Annotated in this window: 8 protein-coding genes; 1 reads left to right on the top strand and 7 read right to left on the bottom strand. The window is 33.3% G+C overall.

Annotated elements, in window-relative coordinates; genetic code table 11:
- Window positions 1–493: 493 nt before the first annotated feature.
- From AC1RRQ_RS07285 to AC1RRQ_RS07300, 4 genes are all read right to left on the bottom strand, one after another.
- A complete protein-coding gene (locus AC1RRQ_RS07285; RefSeq protein WP_493022348.1) occupies window positions 494–1,822 on the bottom strand; it encodes a c-type cytochrome in 1,329 nt (442 codons plus the stop codon).
- A gap of 31 nt (window positions 1,823–1,853) precedes the next feature.
- Complete coding sequence (locus tag AC1RRQ_RS07290; RefSeq protein WP_493022349.1) at window positions 1,854–3,302, bottom strand: c-type cytochrome; 1,449 nt, start codon at window positions 3,300–3,302, stop codon at window positions 1,854–1,856.
- Window positions 3,303–3,462: 160 nt separating this feature from the next.
- Window positions 3,463–4,299 carry a helix-turn-helix domain-containing protein gene (locus AC1RRQ_RS07295; protein ID WP_493022350.1) on the bottom strand — a complete coding sequence of 279 codons (837 nt, stop codon included), beginning with the start codon at window positions 4,297–4,299 and terminating at the stop codon, window positions 3,463–3,465.
- A 155-nt stretch (window positions 4,300–4,454) separates the two neighbouring features.
- Window positions 4,455–4,832: an OapC/ArvC family zinc-ribbon domain-containing protein gene (locus AC1RRQ_RS07300; protein ID WP_493022351.1), complete on the bottom strand. Its 378-nt coding sequence runs from the start codon at window positions 4,830–4,832 to the stop codon at window positions 4,455–4,457.
- A gap of 238 nt (window positions 4,833–5,070) precedes the next feature.
- Between AC1RRQ_RS07300 and AC1RRQ_RS07305 the strand changes: the two genes are divergently transcribed.
- Window positions 5,071–5,271 carry a hypothetical protein gene (locus AC1RRQ_RS07305; protein ID WP_493022352.1) on the top strand — a complete coding sequence of 67 codons (201 nt, stop codon included), beginning with the start codon at window positions 5,071–5,073 and terminating at the stop codon, window positions 5,269–5,271.
- Between the two features lie 212 nt (window positions 5,272–5,483).
- On the opposite strand, the gene AC1RRQ_RS07310 is transcribed toward AC1RRQ_RS07305, so the two are convergent.
- The 3 genes from AC1RRQ_RS07310 to AC1RRQ_RS07320 are packed head-to-tail and all read right to left on the bottom strand — an operon-like array spanning window position 5,484 to window position 13,309.
- Window positions 5,484–5,927 carry a hypothetical protein gene (locus AC1RRQ_RS07310; protein WP_493022353.1) on the bottom strand — a complete coding sequence of 148 codons (444 nt, stop codon included), beginning with the start codon at window positions 5,925–5,927 and terminating at the stop codon, window positions 5,484–5,486.
- A complete protein-coding gene (locus AC1RRQ_RS07315; RefSeq protein ID WP_493022354.1) occupies window positions 5,927–9,607 on the bottom strand; it encodes a DUF6443 domain-containing protein in 3,681 nt (1,226 codons plus the stop codon). Before AC1RRQ_RS07315 ends, AC1RRQ_RS07310 begins: the two co-directional genes overlap by 1 nt.
- Before the next feature lie 12 nt (window positions 9,608–9,619).
- Window positions 9,620–13,309 (bottom strand): hypothetical protein, encoded by a 3,690-nt coding sequence (locus tag AC1RRQ_RS07320; protein ID WP_493022355.1) that lies wholly within the window; start codon window positions 13,307–13,309, stop codon window positions 9,620–9,622.
- Between the last annotated feature and the right edge of the window lie 169 nt (window positions 13,310–13,478).

Here is a 13,478-nt window from a genome sequence, read left to right on the forward strand (position 1 = left end):
CGCATCGGGAAATAAAAAATTGATTTTCTCACAAAATTGCATAAAAAAAAGCCCTTAATGTGTCAGCATCAAAAGGGCTTTTTAACAAACCAAAATAAGATTTTACTAATGGACAGTTTAGTATAATCCTTTGATAAATTGGTAGTCTTTTTCTAATGGATTTTCAGAGTTGTTAATCTCTTTTGATTTGCTGAGCTTCAGGGTTGTAATTATAATATTTATTAAAAATACAATTGAAAAACCAATAAAAATCAGAATCATAAGGGCTAAAACTTGTGTCATAATATTGTGATTTATTAGAATTAATTAAAATATTTACATTTCTGTTTCATTTGCTGTCCGGCTTTATCGTCTTGAGAGCAGGAAACTCTTCTGCATTTACATGCTTTACTCTTATAATTTGTGTCAGAGAACCGCACTGCACAGATAAAAATGAAAAACATCAGAAAAGGAAAAGCATAAAATATTACCGATTTAAAAAGTTTCACATCAGCTATTTAATAGTTAAAATATACTCGGCAAGCTGATCCAGTTGTTCCTGATTTAACTGTGATTCAAAGCTTGGCATCTGTGGATAATCCGGACGTTTTTTACCTGGATTCTTAATCCATTCTTGTAAATCAGTCCCATTTCCTTTATAAATCTGAGCCATCTCTTTCACCGGCGGTCCTACTAATTTCTCATCTGTCTTATGACATGAAGAACAATACTGATTAAATACATCATGCCCCTTTTCGGCTGTGCTTTTCGAGGCATTATCTACTTTCGACTCCTCCTCTTTTATTTTCTCCGTAGCTTTTTTCTTTAAGACCTGAAATTCATCGGTTTTTACCCGAACCAGTTCCTGGTGTTTTCTCAAAGCGTTAGCCCTGTAAATTTGTCTTCCTGATCCCATAAAAGTGACCGTTATTCCAAGCAGCAAAGCTATTTTATAAAAATTTCGGCCAATATGCTCCTTCTCGCCCTGAAGCCCTTTCCAAATCATCCACATTGCCGGAACAGAGAAAATTACTCCTGTAAAAATAACCGCAATAAGATTCCAGCCCATACCTTTAGAAGGCAATGTCAGCAGAACCACCGGACCGATTATAAATTGCATTACCGAAGCTGTCAGTGCCAGAGAGTACCCTTTTTTCTGAATATCATAAAGAGTGAATTTTTCAAAAATTTTATCGAAAGGATAATTCTTACGGCTCATATACCAGAATATAAACAATCCTGTAACGGCCAGAGAGGATAAAATAAAATGCGCGTAACGGGGAAATACATTGGGCAAAAACATCGCATCAATAAAACCTTTTACAACCGCCCATTTTTCCGGGAAAAGCATCAGGTTGATATTCGTCAGGAATATAAAAGGAATAAAAAGAAAAATAACCGTTGCAATGGCTAATATTGAAATATGAATCGCTTTATGATTCGATAATATCTCCCAGGTATATTTGTGCAGGTAGGTTAGTAAAAATGCAACGGTTACTAAAGGTATAACGGCAATCCAAACCAGACCGGTCAGCGAATTTGCCGAGTAAAAATAAACAGTATACAAGACATTAATACTCAGTAATGGCGCAATACCCAATACAACGGCAATACTTTTATTTACGGTTATTGTTTTTACAATCTCATGTGCCAGATGATCATAGTCCTTATTTTTTAGTCCCTTAATTTCAGAAACTAAAGCTAAAATGGATCCCCCAAGCATCAAATTCACAAAAACAATGTGAAGTAAAAATGAAACAACCAATATGATTACCAACAGCCACTCTGGTAATGGCAATGGCAGTGGAATATCTTTGGGAACCGGTACATTATTAGATAGCATTATTAATAAATTGAAGATCATTGCTGGATTGTTATTGTTTATTCTTGTTGTTTAATACACTTGTTTCGTTTTGAAGCGGGCTTACACTAACACCTTCTGATTGTGCGCCCTCAATGGTTTCGCCGGTATCCTGGATATTTTTAATGTACGCAGCCAATGCTTCGGCTTCCTGGGCTGTGCCGGGAAACGGAGGCATATAAGTCCGTCCGTTATGCATATTGGGAATATATCCGGTCATCGAACTTATATCGAGTGGTTTTCCAACTCCATAAACGCGTTCGAAAACATCTACAACACTATTGACTCCTCCTGTGGTATGGCAGCGGCTGCAGGCAATCATAAATACATTTCTTCCGGCTTCAATTTTATTCTCAGGAGTAATCTCTGTTACTGTAGTATAAGTCGCGTTCTTTAATAATCCGAATTGCTGATACACCGGATAATCTTCTTCTAACAATAAATTAGAATACATATAACCTCCTATCACATAGGGTTTACGAACAAATTCGCGCACACGTTCAAAGAAGCCCAAAAAAGCAAATGCCATTAATACCGGAACAAGCACCATATAACTCTTTAATATCTTGGCTCTAACAAGTCCTGCAATGGCCATTATAACAGAAAGTGAAATTCCAAAAATGATAAAGTATTTCATCAGATCATAGTATTTGCTAAAATCCATTGTTCCAACAGCCGTACTCATGTTAGCCGTCATTGCATCAGGAATAGCTCTGTAGTAAATAATCGCTCCAAGAAGCGATATTGGAGCCCAGCACAAGATCCATTTAGAACAGTACTTCACTGCCCTGTGTCGAAATTCAGTTCCCTTTTTGAAGAAAATAGTAATCAATAACATACCGAAACTTCCCGCCACAAGCATTGCCGTTGGGGTTCTGAACAATAATTGAGGAAGATAAATGGGATTGGTATAGCCATTTAAAAGGCTTTTATGAGTGTTCCAGTTTCCGGGATCCATCATAAAGCTTAAAATAGAAACAATAATGGCCATCGTAATCCAGGAAAAAACACTTAAAAACCAGCCAAAGCGAATATGTCTTAATTTTGCTTTTAAGCTGTTATTACTGTTTTTCCAGGTTAAAAAGTAAATCATGATAAGAATCACTTCGGTAACAAAAACCAGCCATTCGGTAAACCACGCCCAGTAAAATACCCTGATTAAACTGCCTATAGAACTTGGACTTACCAAGGCCACAGAAAACCAGATTCCTACTCCGGTCATAGCCCCCAGTGTAGTGGTTATAATAAAAGCCACCATCATCATTTTATGAACTCGGCCATCCCAGTCCAAATCTGTAATTTGATCCTTACTGCTGTCTAAAACACCTCTTTGTTCCAGCCAGGTAATAAAAGGCATAAAACCAACGGCCAGTCCGTGGTTGATCAGTACATGTATAATGGCTATCATAGCAATAAGCATTCTGTTATTGAGCCAATCCATGTGAAACATTGGAAAATCCATAATCTTGTATAATTTGATGATGCAAATTTCTGTTTGTTTCCACGATAATCATAAAAATAACAAAGCAGGACGTTTAGATAAACAGTCCTGCTTGTGTTGTTAAATAGGAAATCTTTTTAAAAATTTAGCACTATTTATACTGTGGATTTTTTAATGTGGTTTATAAATTCTGGTTCTTGCGAAACTGTTCGGGAGTCTGCAGGGTATGCTTTTTAAATGTTGTTACAAAATAAGAGGCACTCTCAAATCCCAACTGACCGGCAATTTCATTTATGGTTAAATGTGTGTAATAAAGAAGGCGCTGTGCCTCGATAATAATATGCTTACGGATTATATCTCCGGCTGTTAGTCCAGTTTCTTTTTTACATAATTTATTGAGATAATTGGCACTGACATTCAATAATTCAGCATAGGATGAAGGAAGCTTTATGCTGGCAAAATTTTTCTCCACCAGTCTTTCAAACTCCGCTATTTTTTCCTGACCTGAATTTCTATGCTTTGCCTTGATGTAAGGGCTGTAAATTCTTTCTATTTCAAATAGAAAAATATTCAGGTAAGAGCGTAAAACTTTTTGCGTCGCAACGCTATGCATTGTGTATTCTTCCTGCAATAAGTTTATAATATTTTCGACCCTTGCCCGGTTTACATTAGTAAAGCGAAATGAAATGACAGCTTCTCTTTCCAGAAAAGAAAACTGATTCAGTACGTTGCTGTTATAACGTAAAGAGAAAAATTCTTCAGTAAAACAGATTATTTTTCCTGATGACGCGTTGTCAATGTTTATATAATTTACGCATCCTGGTTTGATAATGATAATTCTGGCAGCTATAAAATCGACTTTTTCAGTATCAACCATAATCTCGCCCTGGGCATAATTTATAATTAATATGGTGAAAAAATCATTTTTGTGCGGATGCTCTAAAAAAGGAAAATCCTCCAATATTCCTTCTAAGTCCCTCATCCAAAAGTGTCCTGAACCTCCACTAAACAAATCCATATTGCATAGGGGTAAATTCCTGCTCTGCATAACTGTGTTTTTGATGAAATTGTATATAAATTAAAAGTGATTTTATTTGGTGCATAAACACGCACTAATTGTATTGTAAAAAACAATACAACTCGTATCAAGGAAATTGAAAATAAAATTAAAATTTATATCAAAAAAGATGGAGGTCGGAATGTTTCTAATGAAATTGCCACCGGCTTATTTTCGATTATATCAAAAATGTTTTCATTAGATTCTAATAAAGTAATGATATTAAGCTCAAATTTTGAAGTATTGGGAATGTAAACCAACTCTGTTTTTTCTTTCAGATTGTTTTGCATTTCCTTTTCGTTATCAGAGTATTTCTTTATGGATTTTTGAAGTTCACAACGCCCGTTACAGGTATTAAAAACCATTTTGCGTTGTATACAAATCGTTTTGGCAATCTCAACCTGATTGAGTTTAAATGAAACGTATGTAAAAAAACCGCCAAATGATGGAGATAAAATAAAGCCGGAAATCAATATGATTATAAACTTCTTCAATCAGGATTAAGTGTTTTTGTGACGGCTAAATTACATTAAATATGCATTTCTTTTACAAAGAAATAGGATTCCTGTCAAAAAAAGATACTAATTAGTATTATTTCTTAAGACAATATATTGTACCAGCAGGAAAAGGCAACTTTACAAAATAACTTGTAGACCACAAAACCAGATACGTTTTCAGCGGAGCAGTCTTGGAAAAGAATTCAGTGCAAAAGAGATTCAGGAAAACTGCGTCATGAATATTCTTGCTCTTGAAAGAAAGCATCAAAACTCTATTTCAACAAATATAGAGAATTTTCAAATGAAATTAAAATCCATTTTTTATACATTTAATATTTCAAAAACTAAATTTTATTATCAGGATTTAATTTGTGAAACATTAAAGTTTTTTAAAGCATTAAAAGCAAAAGCCACTCCTTTATGGAATGGCTATTAAATTTATTTTTTGAATTTTTACTCTATCTCTTCTTTTTTCCATTTGTTAATAAAATAATAATCTAATCCTATCACAAATATAGAGGTAACGCTTAAAGCTATATAATCACTTGTATTTAGATATCCCTTCTTGCTATAGAGCAAGTGTATTGAATAGAATATTCCAATGACAGAAGCAATAACTAGAATTAATATTTTATTTTTTGTTTTCATTTATTCTATTTTATTTATATTTAAGTTTTCCAATTTTTCAATTATACTATTTACAGCTTTTTGATTCCAACCATCAAGACCTCTTCCGATTCCAGTCATTTTCTTTCCATTTATGTAAAATCTCAATTCGTCAGCCTCACTTCCTCTAGCTCCTTTTTCTGGTTTGTATGAGAAACTAAGTTCTTCTTGATTCACTTCTTTAAAATAACTATGAATTAAAAACTTTCTATAATAGAAACAGATTGAATTTTCAAGTATAACGATTTTGTATAAAAAAGGTTTTAAGAAGAAAATCAAAACTTCTAATCCAACAATTATTATAAAAGAAAAGACATAAACTACAAAATTAAAATTTTTAGTAGCAAAATAAAACAAACCGTTAAATACTATCCCAACTACTAAAAGCTTTACTAATATTGTTGATAAACTTAATTTATAAATCATTAATTATTTTTTTTTATTGTTTCTACTCCTGAGCTTACTCCTTGAATCAAACCATTTGCATCTAATACAGCATCTGTAAGATTCGCTCCATTATTAATTGCATTCTGTCCTTTGGCTAATCCTGAAATATTATCCCAAGCTCCCAATATATTACCACCAGACATACTTCCTGGTATCCATCCAGAAACGCCATCGATTAAAGGAGCATATTTACTACCGTTTTGTCCAGCAATAAGTCCAGGGACAGTACTATAATTATGAAGAACATCACTTGGTTTTTCACTAAATGAATCAGCCATTTGAGTAATACCAATTGATACTTCTCCTATTGTCAGTGTTAATGCAAGGCCTGAAGCTCCACCAGTTTCAGGTATTGCGGCAACTGCACCAACTGTTCCAACAACTCCAAAGAACGTATTACTTAAACCATTCATAAATTTATTATCTTTATCCCAAGCTTGCATTGCTGGCCCATACTCTCCTGATGAAACGTAATTGCTTTTATATCCTTCAACATTAACGTTATTTAATTCAATGGTATTACCTATATCTTCGGATTTCGTACCATCTCTATTTCCATATTGTCCAACCCAAGTAGTTGTAGCTGCAGAATAAATCCAAACGCCATCACCATCTACGTGTTTTTGCCCATTTCTTGCATCAAGTCCAATTGGTGGGTATGCCATCATCCCATCAGGATCAATAAAAAACACTGGATTATTAAGTGCATAAGTGTATGGATTAAATCTACGTGATTTCTCTGCAAGCGGGTCTATATTCATCCATCTTCCAATTGCAGGATCATAATTCCTTGCTCCATAATCATACAAATTTAATTGCTGTCCTCCAATATTCTCGTCCTGAAGCTCTTTTCCGTTATACTTATACTTCAAGGCATCATTAGAAGATATTGCATTATTATTGTATCCCATCTGTTTCATTCCAAAAGGATAATAGTTGTTCTCCTCCTGAATAACAAGGTTTTTATCATAACTAAGCCTTATGTTACCTAAATGATCCTGATATTGATATACATATTTATAAGAATTTCCTACAGGTTCAACATAACCTTCTGCTGTTGGAAAAAACTTTAGTGTATTATTTACATACTGATATCCTCCTAAATAATCTGTAATGGCTTGCGAAGCTCCCACCTTATTTACAACTTTCTGAAGTTTTTTTCCTACTGCGTCGTAAATGTAAATAATATTTTCAGTGGATGCAAAGGTAATTTTGCTTGGCAAATTCAGATGATTATAGGTAATTGATGTTATATTTTTATTGTTGTCTCTTACCATATTACCATTAGCATCATAACTGTAATCATCAATACTATTTGCAGTGCTGTCTGTAAATCCGTTTGTATTTATTGCATTATCTACTACTTTTGCTAGTTGGTTTGTATTGTTACTGCCTAAATAACTGTATACCAAATCATCAATAAGTGCTAAACTAGAACCATTGAGCCCGTTGCGTTTTAATGTTATTATATTTCCATGTTTATCATAGGTAAGTGCTTCATTATAAGTATTAGCCAATGTATTTCCATTTTTAAAGACCGCATCTTTAAGTCGGTTCATGTTATCATATCGATATCCATATGATCTTATTATCCCTGAATCAGAATTAGCAGCCCAATAGGTTTCTGAAATGTTTCCATTATACAATGGGTTCACATCGATAATTCCCGAGGAAGGCAGGTTATAATTTATTCTAAATGCAAATAAATCCTGAGGGTCGCTACCTTGGTTAAGTGCATCCACATTGTTGATGTCTTTAAGCCATCCACGAATATTATAACTATAATTAATATTCTGAGTATTATTCCCTACCTTTTTAGAAATTAATTGTCCTAGCTCATCGTAGGTATTGCTTAAAATTACTTCAGGAGTTTGCGAATTTATCTCATGGGTTTGTGTCAGTAATCGGTCCTGATTAGTATAAGTAAAAGTATCCTTTGTTACAAGATCCGGACCGGATCCTAATCTATTGTGTCTTGTTATATTATAATTCAATCTCCCGGAAAAAGCATCCAAGCTATTATCTGTATAAGTATATCCTCCAATAAAGTTTTGCAAGTAACTGCGAATAGGTCTGGCTTTTCCATCATAAAAGGTTGCTGATGTTTCCCCAGTAATAGAACCACTTGTAGTAAGAACTCTTGTCCATGTAGCGGTCTGCATGCCTTTCACCTGTGAGGAGGTCAGTACTGCTTGTCCTTCTACACTTACCGGTATTGGTATTGTAGGTGAACTTGGAAAAACATAATTATCATAATAATGAACCGATAAAAGCTTAAAGGTCGTTGGTGCTACCACATTGCTGTAATAAGCCGCAATTCCATCTATAGTTCCTGTGTTCTGTTTTGTTTCACTCAATACTGTAAGGGATGAACTGCTCTGGGCTGCCTGTAATGCAGCCCTGCCGACAGATGTTGCAGCGGTGGAATTCATCCAGCCGGTATAAACCGGACGACTAAATGCATCATATTTGGTAATAAGCCAGCCACTAGAAGTGATATCTGAAAAAGGGGAATTCGCAGGTCCCGTAGCCACCACTCTATCCTGCTTATCATATACAATAAACTCCCATTGTTTTCCCGGGATTTTTTTCTCCACCAGTCGGTTGCGGTAATCATATTTGTACTGATATGCCAAATTGTCCAAAATAGTTTGGTTTATATCAATAACAGCGCTGAAGGTACTCCCTTCACTAGCCTTAAATCCGGAGAGTAATGTAATGGAATTAGTAGCTGTTAGATTCAAGGGCGCACCCGAAGTTACAGTAGCTGTTGATATTACATCAGCCTGTGTAGCTGCAGCAGATGTAGTACCAATAAGGTCAGAGGCTTTTGGGGGAAGTACATAAGTCAGGTTTCCGTAAACATCGTATACGTAATAAGTATCATGTTTTTCATTGACAGTCGAAGTTCCAACAGATCCATAGGTTCTTTTAAGTATTACCTGTCCGCTTTTATTTTTAAATTCTACGGTTGATCCGTTTTGCTCAGCAGGTACAGCTGCAGTATTCTCATCATAGGTAACGGTTTTAACAAGTTGCCCTTCAGAATAATACCCATTATTTATGAATGAAATAGCGTATAAGTTTGCTGCCGCATCCCATGTAATCCCAACTTTTAATATCCTGACGTCATTTGCAATATTGGTCTGATAATCCATTTTGATCTCATGTCCGGATCCCAATCTCCAATCATTTCCGGGAGCAGCCTGTTTCATTACACGCCCAAGAGGCGAAGCTTCCAGTTCTTTTTTGTTGAACGGATAACCAGTGGCTTCCTGCGAAGGGTTTCCATTAACAGCCACATTCGGATTTGCATAATAGGATAATACATTAGTTTCTGCCAAAGGATCAAAAGCCATATTGGTATTAGAAGATTTAAAAGGAAGATATTCTTCTACTTGTCTACCAAATCCGTCATATTTAATATGCTTTATAACATCTTTACCACTAGCTGACTGCTGGCCTGCAATTTCTTGCACAGGTCTTCCAAGTCCATCAAAATAGACGGTATTTTGTGATGCCTGAAGAATGGTAGGTGCAGTTATTTTAACAGAACTAGCAACCTTATAAGTAACTGTTTTAATATAATTCTGGGTCTGGGTCTGGCCAATTGCAATAAAGGGAAACAACACCAAAAGTATTCTTATTATTTTTTTCATAATCCTCTTTGGTTATTGTTTATAATTGTATTGATTCTCCGAAAGAATATTGCCATTCTTGTCTTTTACAAATTCAAGCCTTCCCAAAGTATCATAAATATATGTTGTTTTATCTCCTTTGGGATCAGTAATTGTGCTTATTCCTACAAGTGGAATATGTGTATAAGTCGTAACCATGGCACTAACTAATGCAGGATCGTTTCTTAATGCTGTTAATGCCGTAAGCATAGCTGTCTCTGAACCAGTAGAAGACGACGCAGTCTCTATATTGTTGATCAATGATGAAGGAATTGCAGAATAGGCAATGTTCTCTATTTTAGCAACCAACTGGGTTTTATCATATCCATAGAGATAGGAAATAGTTAAACCTTCTTTAGTTAAAATTTCTGCAGGTAAATCTTTAGAGTTATATTTTTTTATTTGAATTTGAGAACTTTCAAGATTTTCAGAAACAAGCGACTTACTTTTTTTAACTTCAGACAACAGAGGAAAACTTTGAGCATTTTGAATTAAAAACGATTTTCTTGTCGTTTCTGTTACAGCATTCTTAACATATTTTCTAATTGTATGAGGTTCTGATATTGCATTTTTGCTCCATAAAACATTCAATAAATCACCATCATCAACTGGATTAGGATATTGATATGTAACCTTGATTGGATCAAGATTACTCTCCGTAATCATAACCTCTGAAACGTTTCCTGTATCAGTATCGTAACTATATACGGAATTGTTTTCTAAACTTTTATTATCAGCAAAATAATTAGTTGTTTTTTTATTTTTTATATCAATTTTAGAGTTATAACGTAACTTATTTAAACTAAATAGATGCATTCCATTCCAATTTTGATAATTAGATTGAGTGTAAGTTATATATTGAGCATAGAGAGCTTTAAATTTTTTTTCAGGATCATTATCAAAATATTGATGCATCTTCAGAATATTTCTTTGAATATTGGTAAGTATATTATTATTATTTATTAATGATGGTTTTTTCACATAATCATAGGTATATTCTTCTGAAGATACCAATTGGTTAGCATTATTGAAAAATTCTATTTTTTTTAATTTACCAAAACGGGCATTTTCAAGATTTTCAAAAAAGTTACGCTGCGGAAAAGGAAATATTTCTTTTGCGTCTTTTTCAATAAAACCTTTACTTGTTCTAAGTTGAGGACTATAATCAGGCAGAAAGTACGGCATAAAAAATGGACGTGCCGTTCCTAGTTTTGGTGAATCTACATTACCTAAAGTATACAAATATGAATCATCAGCCCTGAAACCTGTAACTCCACCTACAAATCCTCTATTGTCGTTGTAATTGTATGTATATCGAGTCTCTCCCAAATTACTAATTGGATTTTTTACATCGATAATTTTCATTGAAACATTCACGTAAATAAGTTCTCTTCCGTAAATATCTGATGTACTGCCCAAAGAATAATTTGAAAAATGAAGCATTTTTTTTGCTATTTGCATTTGGGTCAAGCTGGTAGTTTTTTCTAGTGTTTCCTTAGTAAAATAGTTATCAAAATCATTTTGTACATTATATTCATAACGATGATCAAAATTTTTAATATCAAGCAATCCTTTAGTTTCATATGAAGCTTTATCAAATTCATTGTTAAAGGAATGATTTTTAAAATAAGCAAATGATGGCTTGTATAACAATCTGCCGCCAGAAATTGAATTGTCATTAAAATCATCGTAACTGTAGTCAATTCTTTTTTCCAGCTTATCCGCTTCACTGTAATATTTTAATGATTTGACACGTACTCCTGGACCGAGTTCTTTTTTAGAAAACAATCTTTCATCAAAAAATGTATTGTTTTCGTAATCAATGCCAAGTGAACCCCCTGTCTTAAAGTAAACATTTTTTAATGTCCCATATTTAGCTGTAGTAGTATTTGGAGACCTGTCTACACCTGTAGTCTCAAAATAATCTGAAACTATTGGTTTATTATATGAAATCTTATTACCGTAATTATCATTTAAATTAATGTATAATTTAGGAAAGGATGGGTAACTTTTTAGTGTATTGCCATTTTGATACCCATATAAATCATGTCCTCTTACATCATTTCTTGCAAATAATTTTTCAGGGCTGTCATATTCAAAAACATAAGATCTTTCCTTATTACTATCTTCAATTTTAGTCAAGAACATCCTGCTATATTCATGACTTTCGTCATCATCCTGATAATTATAAAAAGTTTTGGTGAAATCGAATTTGCGGATTGTTTTACCAGCAGGATCTACTATACTGATTTGCGATAAATTCTTTCTATAATCTTCGGATGGTTTTGTAAAATCATACATTAAAAGATCAGGTCTGTTGTTTATATAACTAAACTTTACTTTCTGATTATTATATGAGATCTCTTTTAGGGCATAGTCACTGACATAGGTTTCTAATTTATCAAATCCGTAATTAGGTTTACTGGGCTGTAAATTGTACGGTTTATTTAAGTATTCTCCATCATGCTGTCTTACAATTTCCCTTGAATAACAATATTTGTTGTCATCATAAGTAAAAGTTACTTCATCAGAATTGGGCAAAACTATTTTAGTTAATTTCCAATTATCCGCACTGGTATCAAACATTTTCATTTGCATGAAACGATAATTAGGCTGTGAATAAACAAATCTATTGTAAAATTCCCTTAGATATTCGTTGTCATTCAAAACAAGTTTATCAAAAATATACCTTACTCCATTTTTATCTGTTATTACAAATTTAATAATGGCTGCTGCTTCCATCCATCTGCCCAATTTTTTATTATTAGAATAGTAAAAAGGAATTTTTCCGTACTGCATTTCAATTTTATAACCAATATCGTCAAGGCATACCGCTTCAAACACATCTAATATCGTGTTGGGCATAAGACTATAACTATTGTTAGGATGTTGGATGTTATAAAAATAATTATCTGTTTTTTTTATTACGAAAGTAAAATTGCGGCCATTTAAATTTACTTTGAAGTAATCCAATTCTGTATCTACTTCATAACTATCTTTTCCGTCGTCAATTCCATTTTCACGGTAATGCATTTCATTTAAACATTCAACTTCAGTGTTAACTGCATGATCTGGAAAAAAGAAATTGTTCATGGAAAACGGAAACTGATTTACATAAAATGCACCACAAGTGCTATTTCCGGCTCCTTTAACCAATAATCCTGTTTGCGTATTTTTTTCAAAATATTGAAAAGAGCTTTTAGGAAGGATATTATTGTAAATAGTTGGTCTCACATCTGCTGGATCAAATTTTTGCCATACAAAATTCTTGATGTTTGCATCGTCATATATATTTGATGCAGATCTAACTATTGTTTTTTCTCTATCGTCAGGAACTTTATTTACAATCCTGTTAATTTCTCCTCCTGCTAAAATATTCCAGTTTATTCCAATTTCATTCGAAAGAGTATTTAGCTTAACTCCATTTGTCGAATAATTAATTTGGATTGGTATATCAAGGTATGGTGTTTTTATAGTATGAATTGGGATGCTAATTCCAAAAGAACCGGTTAATGTATTTACAGACCCGTCCTTTGTATAATCGTAAAAATTATAGCTATTGGGAGCGCCAACCGATAAATCAATTTTTGGATTATAATCTTTGTACATCTCAGAACTCTCTTGAGAGAAAGCGCAATTAAATGCTAGTAGAAAAAAAGTTAAAAAAGTAATTTTCAATTTCATATATTAAAATTTTAAATCAAAAAAATAGAAATTAACTTTTTTTAACAAGTATTTGGTGTTAAGAAATAAACAACAAAATCTTTTTAATTTATAACAACCTGATATATAGCTCAATAAATTTCAAACAATACATTTAGCAATTTTTAGGTTAATTATTTGACTAGTTTAG

The sequence above is a fragment of the Flavobacterium sp. GW821-FHT12A05 genome, from assembly GCF_058807735.1.